Origin of the sequence: Aeromicrobium terrae, from assembly GCF_008039565.1 — a bacterium.
Taxonomy (GTDB): Bacteria; Actinomycetota; Actinomycetes; order Propionibacteriales; family Nocardioidaceae; genus Aeromicrobium; species Aeromicrobium terrae.
Window position 1 is genome coordinate 29,531 of record NZ_VDUX01000010.1, and the last position, 14,845, is coordinate 44,375.

The window sequence follows — 14,845 nt, forward strand, 5'->3', positions numbered from 1 at the left end:
GAGAGATGCCCTTCGGGCAACCGGGCGAGTCTATCGGGGCCTGTCCTCCCGGTCCAAATTCACAGGCCGGTCCGGCCGTCGATGCACTCGCGGAGGAGGTCGGCGTGGCCGAGGTGGCGGGCGTACTCCTCGACCATGTGGACGATGACGTCCCGGATCTCGGCGGGCTCGCCGTGGTGGTGGACGACGGTGTCGAAGTCCATGTCCTCGGACACCTCGCGGGCGTAGGCGACCTCGCGGTCCCACGCCTCCCAGGCCTCGGCGACGACGGCGTCGTCGGCGACCGCCTCGTCGAAGTCGACGTCGCGGACGTCGGCGCTCCAGAACGGGCGGGTGTCGGTGGACCCGCCGCCGATGCACTCGCGGAACCAGGTGTGCTCGACCTTGGCCATGTGCCGGACCAGCCCGAGCAGGGACAGCGTGGACGGCGGCACCGACCGCTGCGCCATCTGCCCTGCGTCGAGGTCCTCGCACTTGCGCTGCAGCGCGGCCCGGTAGTGGTCGAGGTACTCCAGCACCACGGGCTTCTCGCCGCTCGTGTACTCCTGTGTCGTCATCCCCCGAGTCTCGCTCACCGACTCGCAGGAGGGTCACGCAGCCGTCTGCGGTTTACCAGGTTCAGTGGGTAAACCTGCACATCACACGGCAGATTTGCCGTGAGGTGTGCGTGTTTGCCATGTGACGTCCGCGCGGACCGTCGATTTGCCTACTGAACCTGGTAAACCTCCGGCTACTCCTCGGAGGACGAGGCCCAGAGGTTCACCCCGTCGGCGTCGCCGGCCCAGCGATCGATCTCGGCGAGCTCCTCGTCGGTGAAGTCGGTGTTCTCGGCGGCCTTGAGGTTCTCGTCGAGCTGCTCCACCGACGAGACCCCGATGACGGCCGACGTGACGCCGCCCGACCGCAGCACCCAGGCCAGGGCCATCTGCGAGAGGGTCTGCCCGCGGCGCTCGGCGACCGCCGCGAGCTGGCGCAGCCGCTCGCGGTTCTCGTCGGTGAGGATGCTCTCGTCGAACGTCGGTCGCTTGACGGCGCGCTGCACCGGCTCGTCGTTCAGGTACCGGTCGGACAGCAGGCCCTGGGCCAGCGCGGTGAACGCGATCGAGCCCATGCCCTCCGCCCGGAGCGTGGCGAGCAGACCGCGCTCGACCCAGCGGTTCAGCATCGAGTACGCCGGCTGGTGGATCAGCAGCGGCGTGCCGAGCTCGCGAGCGATGCGGGCCGCCTCGGCCGTGCGCTCCGGCGAGTACGACGAGATGCCGGCGTAGAGCGCCTTGCCCTGGCGCACCGCGGTGTCGAGGGCGCCGATCGTCTCGGCCACCGGCGTCTCGGTGTCGACGCGGTGCGAGTAGAAGATGTCCACGTAGTCGACGCTCATCCGTCCCAGAGACGCGTCGAGGCTGGACAGGATGTACTTCCGCGAGCCGGCGTTGCCGTACGGGCCGGGCCACATGTCCCAGCCGGCCTTGGTGGAGAGCACCAGCTCGTCGCGGTAAGGCTTGAAGTCCGTGCGCATCATGCGCCCGAAGTTCTCCTCGGCCGAGCCGTACGGGGGGCCGTAGTTGTTGGCGAGGTCGAAGTGCGTGATGCCCCGGTCGAACGCGTGCCGCAGCACCTCGCGCTGGGTGTCGAACGGCCGGTTGTCGCCGAAGTTGTACCAGAGCCCGACGGACAGCGGCGGCAGCAGCAGCCCGCTGTCACCGACCCGGCGGTACTCGAGGTTCTGGTACCGGTCGGCCGCGGCGACGTACGGACGGTGCGTCTCCGGGACGTCCTGGGCGTAGTAGGCGTCGGTCATGTCAGCGCATCCTCGTGATCTCGACGGTGACGAACAGCTCGGAGTCGCCACGGGTGGAGTAGATGCCCCGCAGGGGCGGGACGTCCTCGTAGTCGCGGCCGCGGGCGACGACCACGTGCTGCTCACCGACCGGGCGGTCGTTGGTGGGGTCGTAGCCGACCCAGTCACCGTCCCACCACTCGATCCACGCGTGCGACTCGCCCTCGACCTCCTCGCCGACGGCCGGATCGCTGCCCGGATGAAGGTACCCGGAGACGTAGCGAGCGGGGATACCGGCGTCGCGCAGCAGGCCGAGGCTCAGGTGGGCGAAGTCCTGGCAGACGCCGACCCGCGCGTCCCACGCGTCGGCCGCACGGGTGGTGACCTCGGTGGCGCCGGTGACGTACCGGATCTGCTCGTACAGGTAGGTGCAGACGGCGCGGGCGAAGTCCGTCGGCGTCGCGGCCGTCTCGCGCAACGACGCGGTCGCCTGCTTGAGCTCCACCGACGGGACCACCCAGTCGGAGAGCTCGAGGTACTCGCACAGGTCGTCCTGCACCTCCGCGAGAGCGGACCACGGCCGTCCCTGCGGCTCGACCCGGGCCTCCTCGGTCTCGACGAGCGACGTCGCGACGACGCTGAGCTCGGTGTGCGGCTCGGTGACCTCGAACGCCGTGACGGTGGTGCCCCAGTAGTCGCGGAACTCCGACGTCCAGGGCGTCGGCGTGATGTCGAGCCGGGAGCGGAGCACCTGCTGCGCGGGGGTGGTGAGCGGCGTCATCCGTGCCTCGTTGAACGACGCGACGGCACCCTTCTCGTAGCGGTAGCCGGTGGAGTGCTTGATCCGGAGCTGCATCAGAGGACCACCCCTCCGGTCCACTGGTAGTAGTCGTGCTGGGCGAAGTAGCGCGCGGCCACGGCGTCGCTCGCGGCGGCGCAGCTGCGCTGGAGGCGCTCCATCTCCACCGGCAGGTCGAAGACGAGCTCGTCGAGCGGCCGGTACTCCAGCTCGGTGCGGGCCCGGCCGAGGAGCCGCTGCGCCTCGTCGCTGAACCCGGAGCGCGGGCCGACGTTGGCGAGCTTGCCGAGCGCCTTCTCCGCCTCCATCAACGACGACACGATGGAGCGCGGGAACCAGCGGTCGAGCAGCAGGAACTCGGCGGCCTGCCGGTCGGCCTCGGTGCCGCGGTAGGCGCGGATGAACGCCTCGTACGCGCCGCACGCGCGCAGCGTGGTGGGCCACGCCACCTGCGGCCCGGAGGCCAGCGCCGCGGTGGAGAGCAGGCGGGCGGTCATGTCGGCGCGCTCGATGCTGCGGCCGAGGATGTAGAACTGCCAGCCGTCGTCGCGCGTCATCGTCTCCGCGGCGATGCCGGAGATCATCGCCATCCGGCCGCGCACCCAGCTGAACATCTGCGGCGGGCGCATGGCTCGCGCGCTGCTGAGGCCGCGCCACGTGGTGTTGATGGCGGTCCAGAGGTCGGTGGAGAGCGTCTCCCGCGCGCTGCGGGCGCTCTCCCGCGAGCCGCTGATGGCCGCCGCGATCGACGTCGGGGAGTCGGGGTTGTGGGCGAGCAGGTCGAGGATCATCCAGCGGTTCGGCGTCCCGGTGTACTCCTCGACGCCCATGACGCTGAGCAGCTGCTCGCACGACGTCCGCTCGTCCATGCCGTGGTCCTCCACGAGCACCTGCATCTGCACGTCGAGGATGCGCGCGGTGTCGTCGGCCCGCTCGAGGTAGCGGCCGATCCAGAACAGGGACTCCGCGATGCGACTCAGCATGAGGACCGCCCCTGCTGTTGCTGCTGCTGTTGCTGCTGCATGTCCGCCCCCGGCGAGACGTCGAGGTCCGGGCTCTGCTGATGGGGAGTTCCGGCGACGGGCGTCGCCCGCGGGACGCCGGCCTCCTCCGCGGCCTCGTCGGTGGGGCCGGCAAGCACCCAGGTGTCCTTGGAGCCGCCGCCGCGACTGGAGTTCACGATCAGCTCGCCCTCCGGCAGCGCGACGCGGGTGAGGCCACCAGGCAGCACCCAGACGTCGTCGCCGTCGTGCACGGCGAACGGCCGGAGGTCGACGTGCCGTGGGCGGATGCCGTCCTCCACCAGCGTCGGGACGGTGGAGAGCGACACCACTGGCTGGGCGATCCACGCCCGCGGGTCGGCGCGGATCTTGCCGCGCAGCGCGTCGAGCTCTTCCTGCGTGGCGGCCGGACCGATCACGATGCCCTTGCCACCCGACCCGTCGACCGGCTTGAGCACCAGCTCGTCGAGCCGGTCGAGCACCTCCTCGCGGGCGTCCTCGTCGCCGAGCCGCCAGGTGTCGACGTTGCGCAGGATCGGCTCCTCGGACAGGTAGTAGCGGATCAGGTCGGGCACGTACGTGTAGAGCAGCTTGTCGTCGGCCACGCCGTTGCCCACCGCGTTGGCGATGGTCACGTGGCCGGCGCGCGCGGCGTTGATGATGCCGGGGACGCCGAGCGAGGACTCGGGTCGGAACTGGACGGGGTCGAGCCAGTCGTCGTCGATGCGCCGGTAGATGACGTGCACCGGCTCGAGGCCCTGCGTGGTGCGCATGAGGACGCGGCCGCCGCGGCACACCAGGTCGCGTCCCTCGACGAGCTCGACGCCCATCGTGCGGGCGAGCAGCGTGTGCTCGAAGTACGCGGAGTTGTAGACGCCCGGCGTGAGCACGACGACGGTCGGGTCGCTGACGCCGGCGGGCGCCGCCTTCCGGAGAGCCGCGAGCAGCGCGCGCGAGTACTGGGCGACCGGGCGGATGCGGTGGTCGGCGAACACCTCGGGCAGGGCGGCGGAGAGCGCGCGCCGGTTGGTCATCACGTACGAGACGCCGGACGGGCATCGCACGTTGTCCTCGAGCACGCGGAAGTCGCCCTCGCCGTCGCGGATCAGGTCGACGCCGGAGACATGGATGCGGACGCCGTTGGCCGGCTCGAGCCCGGCGACGACGCGGTGGAAGTGCGGGGAGGAGGTGACGACCGACCTCGGCACGACCCCGTCGGCGAACAGCTCGCCGGACCCGTAGACGTCGGCCAGGAACGCCTCGAGCGCCCGCACCCGCTGCCGGACACCGTGGTCGACCTGCTGCCACTGCTCCGCCTCGATCAGCCGCGGCACGATGTCGAGCGGGAACGGCCGCTCCTCGCCGGCGACGCCGAACGTGATGCCCTGGTCGAGGTACGACGACGCCAGCGCGTCGGCCCGCTGCCGGACCTCCTCGTCGCCCATCGTCTGGAACGCGTCCCGGATCTCGAGGTAGCTCTCGCGCGTCACCATGGATCGCGCGTCCTCACCCATGCGCTCATACATCTCGTCGAACCCGGACACGGGTCCGTAGCCCTCGAAGAGATGTGCGTCGCTCACGTCCCTTGTCTACCGAACCGGGCCTGGTCGTGCATCCCACGTCACATTGTTTGGGGCACCAAACATTGCCACACTTGAGGCATGGAAGCCGACCGAGATCCCCTGGCCCTCGACGAGCAGCTGTGCTTCGCGCTCGCCGTCGCCTCCCGCGCCGTCGTCATGGCCTACCGCCCGGTGCTGGAGCCGATCGGGCTCACGCACCCGCAGTACCTGGTCATGCTCGCCCTCTGGCAGCACGGCGAGGTGTCGGTCGGCGAGCTCAGCACGCTGCTCCACCTCGACGCCGGCACCTTGTCTCCGCTGCTGAAGCGCCTGGAGCGCGCCGGTCTCGTCGACCGGACCCGGTCGCCGGAGGACGAGCGCGTCGTGCGGGTCTCGCTGACGCAGGACGGCAAGCGGCTCCGCCGGCGGGCGCTGCAGGTCCCGACGACGATGCTCGAGAAGTTCGGCATGGACGTCTCCGACCTCGACGACGTCAACCGCGTCCTGCACGGGATCATCGACCGAGCCGCCGCCGTGAGTGCCGCATGAGTGCCACGAAGACCACCGACTCGCCGTCGCTGATCCGCGTGCAGCGCCGCGTCTTCGCCATCGGCTTCTTCACCGTCACCATCCACGGCGTGCTCGGGCTGATCGGCGTCGCGCACGTGCTGGTCGGTCAGGACCGGCACTCGGACGCCGTGGCACTGGTGTTCATGTCCGGCGTCGCGGCGGTGCTCGTCTACCTCGGCGTGCGGGCCATCCTGGCCAAGCCGTTCTGGTCGCCGGCGTGGATCGCGCTCGCCCTGACGCCGACGGCGGCCGCCTTCATCTGGGTGGTCTGACCCCGTCGACGGTCGGCACGTCGGCGCTCCACCGCGCCTCGCGCTCCTCGTCCGACTGCTCCCACCACGGCACGCCGCGCTCGCCGAGCGCGACGTGGTGGCCGTCTGGTGTCGTCTCGGGCACGGCGCCGACGCTAGACGCCACGCGTGACGACCGCACCCGGATCCATGCCTGGGAGGGCTAGGATTTCGCCAGAAAGGTGCGGCCGATGGCGGATTCCTACGTCCTGGTGCTCAACGCGAGCTACGAGCCCCTGCAGCGCGTCTCCCTGCGCCACGCCATCAAGATGCTGGTCCGCGAGGTCGCCGTCGTCGAGGAGGAGGCCGGCGGCACGTTCGGCCCGTTCCCCGTGCCCAAGGTGCTGCGACTCGTCCGCTACGTCGTGGCCAAGTGGCGGCACCGACGTGGCCACCTGTGCACGAAGTCGGCCATCAAGGCCCGCGACCGCATGTGCGCGTACTGCGGCGGCTCGGCCGAGACCGTCGACCACATCGTGCCGCGCAGCCGAGGTGGCGGGCTGACGTGGGAGAACGCCGTCGCCGCCTGCCTGCGCTGCAACCACCGCAAGGCCGACCGCACCCCGGCCGAGGCGGGCATGACCCTGCTGCTCCAGCCGTCGGCGCCACCGGCCTGGTCCTGGCACCCACCAGCGGCCGAGCAGCCTGCCTGACCGTTCAGCCCTTGGCGTAGGTCTCCGCGCTCTCGAACTCGAAGCCGACGGCCGGCTCGTCACCGATCACCCACGCGTCGTGACCCGGCTCGATCACGTACGCCGTGCCCGCGCTGATGGTGGCGGTGCTCCCGTCGTCGTGCGCGACCTCGAGCTGCCCGGACACCAGGGCGCCGACGTGGCGGGCCTGGCACGAGTCGGTGCCCACGACGGGCTTGACGCACTCCGACCACTTCCAGCCCGGCTGGAACGTGGTGCGCGCGACGGTGGCTCCGGACAGCCGGACGACGTCGACCGCCGTCTTCGGCGGTGTGCGCTGCTCGTCCGGTGAGTCGAAGGACTTGCTCGACAGACTGGTCATGATTCCTCCTGCATGACGCCCCGATGTCTCGAGCGTGGCCCTGAAATCCCTGGAACACCAGGGGTCGGTGCGTGACGGACCGGTGACGTGCAGGGTCTCAGAGACCGGCGTTCTCGTAGATGTCGTCCAGGGCGTCGAGGTAGGCGCCCTCGTCGTCGCCGACCTGGGCACGGGCGCGCTCGGCCTCCGCCGTGAGCTGGTCGGCGACCTCCTCGTAACGCCGGTTCCAGCGCTCCGCGTCGAGCTGCCAGTAGCCGCACGCGTAGAAGTCGGACTGCGGCCAGCCGAGCTCGCGACGCAGGTGACGGCGGACGGCGCGGCTCGCGCTGGCCTCGCCGGCCAGCCAGACGTACCGGCTGCCCGCGGTCGGCAGGTCGTGCTCGACGACGGCCGCGGTCAGGGCGCCGATCACGTCGGTGTCGGAGTCCACGACCCGCCAGGTCACCGTGACGTCGGCCGGGCTCGGGAGCGGGATCTCGTCGTCTGGGCTGGTGGTCACGACCACGACCTCGGCTCGCTGCCCGACCTCCAGGCCCCGCAGGATGCGGCCCGCAGCGGGCACACCGGTGAGGTCGCAGACCAGCAGCTGCCGCTCCGTGTCCGGCGACGCCGTGTAGAGGCCGTGCGGGTCGGTGATGCCGACCGCGTCGCCGGGCCGGCACGTGCGCGCCCAGTCGGAGCCGATGCCCTCGTCGTGCAGGGCGACGTCGACGTCCACCTGCACGCTCCCCTCGACGACGCGGTGGTCGGAGATCGTGTAGACCCGGGCGGCCGGCTCGACGGCGCCCTCGGGGTAGGTGACCGTCCAGTCGTCGTCGATCGTCGGCAGGAAGAGCTCGGCGCCCGTCGGCGGGATCATCACGCGGACGTACTCGTCGGGGATGCCGGTGGACTCGTAGTCGTCGGGCACGCCGAGCGTGATGGAGACCAGGTGCGACGAGAGCGTGCGGCGGCCGAGGACGGTGGCGGCATGGGTGCGGACGGTCATGGTTAGGTCAGCCTAACTTGGTCCTTCGCCCGTAGACTTCAGCGGGTGACGTCAGCGCTCGTGGTCCGGCCCATCAGCACGCCCGAGCACCTCGCGTTCATCGAGGGACGCCGGTCGGTGAGCTTCCTGCAGACGCCCGCCTGGGGGCAGGTCAAGAACGAGTGGCGCGCCGAGTCCATCGGCTGGCACCGGGAGGGAACGCTCGTCGGCGCCGGACTCGTGCTCTACCGGCAGGTGCCGCGACTCAAGCGTTACCTCGCCTACCTGCCTGAGGGCCCGGACATCGGGTGGCTCGACGGCGACCTGCAGTCGTGGCTCGCGCCGATGGCCGCGTACCTGAAGCAGCAGGGCGCGTTCGGCATCCGGATCGGTCCGCCGGTGGTCACCCGACGGTGGCACGCCGCGACGATCAAGGCTGCCATCGCCGACGACGCGCTGCGCACGCTCGGCGAGGTCCCCGCCGACGCCAGCGACGACACGGCCCTCGACGTCGCCGCCACGCTCGCCGACCTCGGCTGGCGCCAGGACTCCGCCGAGGGCGGGTTCTCCGCCGGCCAGCCCCGCTACAACTTCTGGGTGCCGCTGGACGGACGCAGCGAGGACGACGTGCTGGCGGGGATGAACCAGCAGTGGCGGCGCAACATCAAGAAGGCGACGAAGAACGGCGTCGAGGTCACCCACGGCACCCGCGACGATCTCGCCGCCTTCCACCGCGTCTACGCCGAGACCGCCGAGCGCGACCACTTCACCCCGCGCCCGCTGTCCTACTTCGAGCGGATGTGGGACGCGCTCACCGCCGAGGCGTCCGACCGGCTCACCCTCTACCTCGCGCACCACGAGGGCGACCTCGTCGCCGCCACCACGATGGTCCGCGTCGGTGAGCACGCCTGGTACTCCTACGGCGCCTCCACGTCGGCCAAGCGCGACGTCCGTGGCTCCAACGCCGTGCAGTGGCAGATGATGCGCGACGCGATGGCCGCCGGGGCCACCGTCTACGACATGCGCGGCATCACCGAGACGCTGGACTCGGACGACCCGCACCTCGGCCTCATCCAGTTCAAGGTCGGCACCGGCGGTGACGCGGTGGAGTACCTCGGCGAGTGGGACCTCCCGCTCAACCGGGCGCTCTACTTCGCGTTCACCCAGTATCTGAAGAGGCGCGGATGAGCTTCGACCTGCACGTGGACGCGGCGCGGTGGCGCCGGCACCTCTCGACGTTCGCCGAGGCCACGCCCGGGCTCGTCCCGGTCGTGAAGGGCAACGGCTACGGCCTCGGCCGCGACCTGCTGGCCGCCGAGGCCACGACGCTCGGCTGCTCCACCCTCGCCGTCGGCACCTACGCCGAGGTGCCCGGCGCGCTCGCCGCGTTCGGCGGCGACGTCATGGTGCTGTCGCCGTGGCGCCCGTTCCTCACCGACGCCGTCTACGACGCGCGCGTGATCCACACCGTCGGCCGGGTCGACGACGTCGCGGCGCTGGCGGCCCGCGGCGAGGCCGTCCGGGTCGTCATCGAGGGCGAGACGTCGATGGCCCGCCACGGCTTCGACCGGCACGAGCTCGCCGCCGCCGTGGCCGCGCTCGGCGACCTCCGGGTCGAGGGGTTCGCCGTCCACCTGCCGCTCGCGGGTACCGGTGCGAACCTGGTCGAGGCCGAGAGCTGGGCAGCCGCCCTGGGTGCGTCGCAGGTCGAGACCGAGTCGTTCTACGTCTCCCACCTGACGGCCGCGGAGCTTGCAGCCCTGCGCGACCGCCGCCCGAACCTCGACATCCGCCCGCGTATCGGCACCGCCCTGTGGCTCGGCGACCTCGGCGCGTTCGACGTCCGCGCCACCGTGCTCGACGTCCACCACGTCTCGCGCGGCGAGCGCGTCGGCTACCGCCAGCGACCAGTGCCTCGCGACGGCGCCCTGCTCGTCATCGCCGGCGGCACGAGCCACGGCCTCGGCATGGAGGCGCCGCGCGCGGTCGGCGGCGTCGTGCAGCGTGGCAAGACGATCGCCAAGGGCGGGCTGGAGGCGGCCGGCTACATGCTGAGCCCGTTCACCGTCGCCGGCAAGCAGCGCTGGTTCGCCGAGCCGCCCCACATGCAGGCCAGCCTCGTGCTCCTGCCGTCGGGCGTGCCGGAGCCGGCGGTCGGCGACACCGTGGGTGCCGCCGTCCGCTACACCACGACGACGTTCGACGCCGTCACTCTCGACTGAGCTCGTCCTCGCGCCTCGGCACCAGCGTCAGCATCCCGATCGGCAGGACCCAGAGCCAGCCGTTGCCCGGCTTCCCCGGCTTGCCCGGCTTCCCGCCGGTGCTGCCGTCGTCCGGCGGCGGGGTCGTCGGGCAGTCGGGCTGCAACGGTCCCCCGCAGTCGCTGGTCGGGGTCGGGGACGGCGTCGGGATCGTCGGCGTCGGCGTCGGGGTCGGCCTCGGCACGCACCTCGTCTTGGAGTCGTTGAGCAGCTCGTCGGCGTCGCACTTCGGCGGCGGCGGCTTGTAGATCGTGCCCTTGTCGGCCTTGATGTTGGCCGGCTTCGGGAACGTGCCGCAGTCGGAGCCCGCGAGTGCGGCATCCATGTAGGCCTTGAACGTCATGGCCGGGTAGGTGCCGCCGTAGAACGGGTTGAGGTAACCCTCGAGGTCCTCGTTGCCGACGCCCTTGTTGTACATGACCGCCGTGGCGAGCTTCGGCGTGTAGCCGGCGAACCACGACGACGAGACGTGCTGGTCGTCGTCCGCGCCCGCGGTGGCCGTGCCGGTCTTGCCCGCGGTGGGGCAGATGGTGCGGCCCCGGGTGCCGGTGCCGCCGTCGACCACGCCACGCATCGCCGCGATGGTGTCCGCGGCGACGTCCTCGGGGATGGTGCGCTCGTTCTGCTTCTTGTGCTGGTGGAGATCGGCGCCGTTCTGGTCCGTGACCTTCTCGATGATGTACCAGTCGGCCTTCTTGCCCTGCGCGGCGATGGTGGCGTACGCGTTGGCCATGTCGACCGGCGGCACCGGCGCGTAGCCGAGCGGGGTGACGGCGAACGGCTCGATCTTGTCCACCACGGACTGCGGGATGCCGGCCTCCGCCGCGGCCTCGAGCACCTTCTTCGCGCCCTCGCCGACGTCGGCGTCCTTGCCGCCGCCCATCTGACGGGTGAGGTCGACGAACGCGGTGTTGATCGACTTCTGCGTCGCGCGTGCCAGGGACACCCGGCCGAACGACTCACCGCCGCTGTCGCCCTGGTTCTCGATGAGGGCGTTGCCGATCTTCAGCGGGGAGCTGCCGTTGAGCTGGGTCTTGAGGCTGTAGCCGTCCTCCAGCGCCGCGATGACCGCGAACGCCTTGAACGTCGACCCCGGCTGCACCCCGGACGTGGCCCAGTTGAGCTGGCTCTTCAGGTAGTCGGGGCCGCCGTACATGGCGCGCACCGCACCGGTGCCGGGCTGCACGGAGACCAGCGCCGTGTGCAGCTTCTTCAAGCCCTTCGGCTGCACGGCCTTGACCGCCTTCACCGCCGCCTTCTGCTTCTTGTAGTCGAAGGTGGTGACGATGCGGAGGCCGCCGCCCTGGATCTGGGAGTCGGTGAACTCGAGCGCGCGCATCTTCCGCTGCACCAGGTCGAGCAGGTAGCCCTTGGTGCCGCTGAAGCGGTTGATGTCCTTCTTCTTGGCGAAGGTCGGCAGCTTGTCGTGGAACTTCGCCTCCTGCTCCGCGGTGATGGCGCCGGTGCGCCGCATGCCGTTGAGCACGTAGTTGTAGCGCCCGACGAGGTGCTCCTTGCCGCCCTCGACGTACGGGTCGTAGTACGACGGGCTGTTGATGATCGCGGCGAGCGCGGCGGCCTGCGGGTAGTTGAGCTCGGACGCCGGCTTGTCGAAGTACGTCTGCGCCGCGACCTCGACGCCGTAGGCGCCGTTGCCGAAGTAGATCGTGTTCAGGTAGCCCTGCAGGATCTCCTTCTTGCTCAGCTGGTTGTGGATCTTGATCGAGAGGATCGCTTCCTTGACCTTGCGCGTGTACGACTGCTCCTGGCTGAGGTACAGGATCTTCACGTACTGCTGCGTGATCGTGGACGCACCCTGCGTGGTGTTCGAGGTCGCGTTGTTGCGGGCCGCGCGGATGATGCCCTTGATGTCGATGCCGCGGTTCGAGTAGAACGTGCGGTCCTCGGCCGCGATGACGGCCGCCTTCATCACCTCGGGGACGTCGTCGATGTCGACGTTCTCGCGGTCCTGCATCGCGAACGTGCCGAGCACGTGCTTGCCGTCGGAGTAGTAGACCTTCGTGGTCTGCGTCTGGAAGGCGGCGTTCGGGTTCGGGATGTCGATGAACTGGTAGAGCAGGAAGAACGTGAGCGCGCCGACGAGCGATCCGGAGACGCCCAGGAGTGCGACCCAGCGGATCGTCTTCTGCCACCAGGGGCCGTGGCCCGAGACCTTCGCGGCGAACCGCTTCAGGGCACCCAGAGGCCCCGCGGTCGTGTTCTGGGTCAAGGTCGTTTCCTTCGTGTCGGTCCGGCGAGAAGTCGCCCCGGCATCATCGCAGTTTGACGGGCGAACCTGAGAGCATCCTCAGTCGCCCGCGGGGATCGTGACGAGCGCCACGGAAACAGGGTGTGGCGTCCACGTGACGACACGATGTATCGTTTCGATATACCGAATCGTCATCCCACGGCAGCAAGGACCATCATGACACGGCGCGGAGCGGCTCTCGAGCTGGCAGTCCTCGGGCTGCTGCACGACGCCCCCATGCACGGTTATGAGCTGCGCAAGCAGCTGATCGCCCTGCTCGGCTGGGGACGCGTCCTGTCCTACGGCACGCTCTACCCCTGCCTCAAGGCGCTGGTGAAGGAAGGCTTCATCGTCGCCGACGAGGACACGAACGTCGCCGTCCGCGGTCGCCGCAACCGGATCGTGTACCGGCTGACCGCCGAGGGCAAGGAGCACTTCGCCGGGATCATGGAGGAGTCGGGTCCTTCCACCTGGGACGACGAGAACTTCGGCGTGCGGTTCGCGTTCTTCGCGCGCACCGACGCGCCGACACGAGTCCGCATCCTCGAAGGCCGGCGCAGCCGCCTCGAGGAGCGCTTGGAGAACGTGCGTGCCTCGGCCCTCAAGGGTCGTGAGCGTGCGGACTCCTACACGCTGGAGCTGCAGCGGCACGGGTTGGAGTCGGTCGAGCGCGAGGTGCGCTGGCTGACCGAGCTCATCGACCGTGAGCGCTCGGGGGGTTACGGGGACGAGCTCGCAGCCGGCACGACAGAGAACGACAAGACAGCTAACCAATGAAGATCACCAGTGGAGGAGAACCCATGGGTTCGGTACGTGTAGCCATCGTGGGCGTGGGCAACTGCGCCACGTCGCTGATCCAGGGAGTCGAGTACTACCGGGACGCTGACCCCGAGGGCACCGTCCCGGGTCTCATGCACGTCCAGTTCGGCGACTACCACGTCAAGGACATCGAGTTCGTCGCAGCGTTCGACGTCGACGCGAAGAAGGTCGGCTTCGACCTCTCCGAGGCGACCACCGCCAGCGAGAACAACACCATCAAGATCGCCGACGTCCCGCCGCTCGGCGTCACCGTGCAGCGCGGACACACGCTCGACGGTCTCGGCAAGTACTACCTGCAGACCATCGAGGAGTCCGACGCCCCGGCCGTCGACGTCGTGCAGGTGCTCAAGGACACCCAGGCCGACGTGCTGGTCTCGTACCTGCCCGTGGGCTCGGAGGAGGCCGACAAGTTCTACGCGCAGTGCGCCATCGACGCGGGCGTCGCCTTCGTCAACGCCCTGCCCGTGTTCATCGCCTCCGACCCGGAGTGGTCCAAGAAGTTCGAGGACGCCGGCGTCCCGATCATCGGCGACGACATCAAGAGCCAGGTCGGCGCCACCATCACGCACCGCGTGCTGGCCAAGCTGTTCGAGGACCGCGGCGTCTCGCTCGACCGCACCTACCAGCTGAACGTCGGCGGCAACATGGACTTCAAGAACATGCTCGAGCGTGAGCGTCTGGAGTCCAAGAAGGTCTCGAAGACCCAGGCCGTCACGTCCAACCTCACCGGCTCGCTCGCCGGCAAGGTCGAGGACAAGAACGTGCACATCGGCCCGTCGGACTACGTCGCGTGGCTCGACGACCGCAAGTGGGCGTACGTCCGCCTCGAGGGTCGCGCGTTCGGCGACGTCCCGCTGAACCTGGAGTACAAGCTCGAGGTCTGGGACTCCCCGAACTCGGCCGGCATCATCATCGACGCCATCCGTGCGGCGAAGATCGCCAAGGACCGTGGCATCGGCGGCGCCCTCCTGAGCGCCTCGTCCTACCTGATGAAGTCCCCGCCGGAGCAGCGCCCCGACGACCTCGGTCGCGCCAAGCTCGAGGCGTTCATCCGCGGCGAGGAAGAGCGCTGAGCACCACCCTCCACTGACGGCGGCCGGATCCTTTGGGATCCGGCCGCTGTCGTTCGTCCACACACCCCCGGGCGACTCGAGCGTGACCCGACCCCACGGTCGCTAGGGCCGGAGGCCCGGGAGGGAGCTCTGCGACCGAAGCGACGCCAGCCGCCACGATCACGACTCCGCATGGACACTGCCGTCTGTCGCTTCGGTCGCTGGCGCTCCCTCCCGCGGCTCCGCCGCTAGCGACCACGAACACCCCCGGGCGGCTCGAGCGTGACCCGACCCGCGGTCGCGACCACGAACACCCCCGGGCGACTCGAGCATGACCGACCCGCGGTCGCGACCACGAACACCCCCGGGCGACTCGAGCGTGACCCGACCCCACGGTCGCTAGGGCCGGAGGCCCGGGAGGGAGCTCTGCGACCGAAGCGACGCCAGCCGCCACGATCACGACTCCGCATGGACACTGCCGTCTG

The 14,845-nt window shown here is 70.1% G+C and carries 16 protein-coding genes; 7 read left to right on the forward strand and 9 right to left on the reverse strand.

Annotated features, from left to right (window positions below; translation table 11 throughout):
* Positions 1 to 59 precede the first annotated feature (59 nt).
* From FHP06_RS15640 to FHP06_RS15660, 5 genes are all read right to left on the reverse strand, one after another.
* Positions 60 to 557: a DinB family protein gene (locus FHP06_RS15640; protein WP_147687809.1), complete on the reverse strand. Its 498-nt coding sequence runs from the start codon at positions 555 to 557 to the stop codon at positions 60 to 62.
* Positions 558 to 730: 173 nt separating this feature from the next.
* Positions 731 to 1,798: an L-glyceraldehyde 3-phosphate reductase gene (mgrA, locus tag FHP06_RS15645; protein ID WP_147687811.1), complete on the reverse strand. Its 1,068-nt coding sequence runs from the start codon at positions 1,796 to 1,798 to the stop codon at positions 731 to 733.
* A gap of 1 nt (position 1,799) precedes the next feature.
* Positions 1,800 to 2,633, reverse strand: coding sequence for a transglutaminase family protein (locus FHP06_RS15650; protein ID WP_222706513.1), 834 nt, complete (start codon positions 2,631 to 2,633; stop codon positions 1,800 to 1,802).
* Positions 2,633 to 3,559, reverse strand: coding sequence for an alpha-E domain-containing protein (locus FHP06_RS15655; RefSeq protein WP_147687813.1), 927 nt, complete (start codon positions 3,557 to 3,559; stop codon positions 2,633 to 2,635). The genes FHP06_RS15650 and FHP06_RS15655 overlap by 1 nt, the downstream gene beginning before the upstream one ends.
* Complete coding sequence (locus FHP06_RS15660) at positions 3,553 to 5,157, reverse strand: circularly permuted type 2 ATP-grasp protein (RefSeq protein WP_230973546.1); 1,605 nt, start codon at positions 5,155 to 5,157, stop codon at positions 3,553 to 3,555. The genes FHP06_RS15655 and FHP06_RS15660 overlap by 7 nt, the downstream gene beginning before the upstream one ends.
* An 81-nt stretch (positions 5,158 to 5,238) precedes the next feature.
* On the opposite strand from FHP06_RS15660, the gene FHP06_RS15665 reads away from it, so the two are divergent.
* Positions 5,239 to 5,688 (forward strand): MarR family winged helix-turn-helix transcriptional regulator, encoded by a 450-nt coding sequence (locus FHP06_RS15665; protein WP_147687815.1) that lies wholly within the window; start codon positions 5,239 to 5,241, stop codon positions 5,686 to 5,688.
* Positions 5,685 to 5,981: a hypothetical protein gene (locus tag FHP06_RS15670; protein WP_147687817.1), complete on the forward strand. Its 297-nt coding sequence runs from the start codon at positions 5,685 to 5,687 to the stop codon at positions 5,979 to 5,981. The genes FHP06_RS15665 and FHP06_RS15670 overlap by 4 nt, the downstream gene beginning before the upstream one ends.
* Here FHP06_RS15670 and FHP06_RS16085 read toward each other — a convergent pair.
* A complete protein-coding gene (locus FHP06_RS16085) occupies positions 5,965 to 6,105 on the reverse strand; it encodes a hypothetical protein (RefSeq protein ID WP_187271975.1) in 141 nt (46 codons plus the stop codon). The genes FHP06_RS15670 and FHP06_RS16085 overlap by 17 nt on opposite strands.
* A gap of 85 nt (positions 6,106 to 6,190) precedes the next feature.
* Here FHP06_RS16085 and FHP06_RS15675 point away from each other — a divergent pair, with 85 nt between their 5' ends.
* Positions 6,191 to 6,652: an HNH endonuclease gene (locus FHP06_RS15675; protein WP_147687819.1), complete on the forward strand. Its 462-nt coding sequence runs from the start codon at positions 6,191 to 6,193 to the stop codon at positions 6,650 to 6,652.
* 4 nt (positions 6,653 to 6,656) lie between these two features.
* On the opposite strand, the gene FHP06_RS15680 is transcribed toward FHP06_RS15675, so the two are convergent.
* Positions 6,657 to 7,013, reverse strand: coding sequence for a cupin domain-containing protein (locus FHP06_RS15680; RefSeq protein WP_147687821.1), 357 nt, complete (start codon positions 7,011 to 7,013; stop codon positions 6,657 to 6,659).
* A 97-nt stretch (positions 7,014 to 7,110) separates the two neighbouring features.
* Complete coding sequence (locus tag FHP06_RS15685; RefSeq protein WP_147687823.1) at positions 7,111 to 8,001, reverse strand: siderophore-interacting protein; 891 nt, start codon at positions 7,999 to 8,001, stop codon at positions 7,111 to 7,113.
* Positions 8,002 to 8,046: 45 nt separating this feature from the next.
* Between FHP06_RS15685 and FHP06_RS15690 the strand changes: the two genes are divergently transcribed.
* Positions 8,047 to 9,168, forward strand: a complete 1,122-nt coding sequence (locus FHP06_RS15690; protein ID WP_230973547.1) for a lipid II:glycine glycyltransferase FemX — start codon at positions 8,047 to 8,049, stop codon at positions 9,166 to 9,168.
* Positions 9,165 to 10,202: an alanine racemase gene (locus FHP06_RS15695; protein WP_147687825.1), complete on the forward strand. Its 1,038-nt coding sequence runs from the start codon at positions 9,165 to 9,167 to the stop codon at positions 10,200 to 10,202. Before FHP06_RS15690 ends, FHP06_RS15695 begins: the two co-directional genes overlap by 4 nt.
* On the opposite strand, the gene FHP06_RS15700 is transcribed toward FHP06_RS15695, so the two are convergent.
* Positions 10,189 to 12,471 (reverse strand): transglycosylase domain-containing protein, encoded by a 2,283-nt coding sequence (locus tag FHP06_RS15700; protein ID WP_147687827.1) that lies wholly within the window; start codon positions 12,469 to 12,471, stop codon positions 10,189 to 10,191. The genes FHP06_RS15695 and FHP06_RS15700 overlap by 14 nt on opposite strands.
* 195 nt (positions 12,472 to 12,666) lie before the next feature.
* On the opposite strand from FHP06_RS15700, the gene FHP06_RS15705 reads away from it, so the two are divergent.
* On the forward strand, positions 12,667 to 13,266 hold the full coding sequence (locus FHP06_RS15705) for a PadR family transcriptional regulator (RefSeq protein ID WP_147687829.1): 600 nt from the start codon (positions 12,667 to 12,669) through the stop codon (positions 13,264 to 13,266).
* 23 nt (positions 13,267 to 13,289) lie between these two features.
* Entirely contained in the window at positions 13,290 to 14,381 is a 1,092-nt protein-coding gene (locus FHP06_RS15710; protein WP_147687831.1) for an inositol-3-phosphate synthase, read from the forward strand.
* The last annotated feature ends 464 nt before the right edge of the window (positions 14,382 to 14,845 follow it).

Coding starts and splice junctions, on each gene's coding strand:
- FHP06_RS15705 (WP_147687829.1), top strand. CDS start 12,667: ATGACACGGCGCGGAGCGGCTCTCGAGCTGGCAGTCCTCGGGCTGCTG.
- FHP06_RS15650 (WP_222706513.1), bottom strand. CDS start 2,633: ATGCAGCTCCGGATCAAGCACTCCACCGGCTACCGCTACGAGAAGGGT.
- FHP06_RS15670 (WP_147687817.1), top strand. CDS start 5,685: ATGAGTGCCACGAAGACCACCGACTCGCCGTCGCTGATCCGCGTGCAG.
- FHP06_RS15675 (WP_147687819.1), top strand. CDS start 6,191: ATGGCGGATTCCTACGTCCTGGTGCTCAACGCGAGCTACGAGCCCCTG.
- FHP06_RS15695 (WP_147687825.1), top strand. CDS start 9,165: ATGAGCTTCGACCTGCACGTGGACGCGGCGCGGTGGCGCCGGCACCTC.
- FHP06_RS15665 (WP_147687815.1), top strand. CDS start 5,239: ATGGAAGCCGACCGAGATCCCCTGGCCCTCGACGAGCAGCTGTGCTTC.
- FHP06_RS15710 (WP_147687831.1), top strand. CDS start 13,290: ATGGGTTCGGTACGTGTAGCCATCGTGGGCGTGGGCAACTGCGCCACG.
- FHP06_RS15680 (WP_147687821.1), bottom strand. CDS start 7,013: ATGACCAGTCTGTCGAGCAAGTCCTTCGACTCACCGGACGAGCAGCGC.
- FHP06_RS15685 (WP_147687823.1), bottom strand. CDS start 8,001: ATGACCGTCCGCACCCATGCCGCCACCGTCCTCGGCCGCCGCACGCTC.
- mgrA (WP_147687811.1), bottom strand. CDS start 1,798: ATGACCGACGCCTACTACGCCCAGGACGTCCCGGAGACGCACCGTCCG.
- FHP06_RS15640 (WP_147687809.1), bottom strand. CDS start 557: ATGACGACACAGGAGTACACGAGCGGCGAGAAGCCCGTGGTGCTGGAG.
- FHP06_RS15655 (WP_147687813.1), bottom strand. CDS start 3,559: ATGCTGAGTCGCATCGCGGAGTCCCTGTTCTGGATCGGCCGCTACCTC.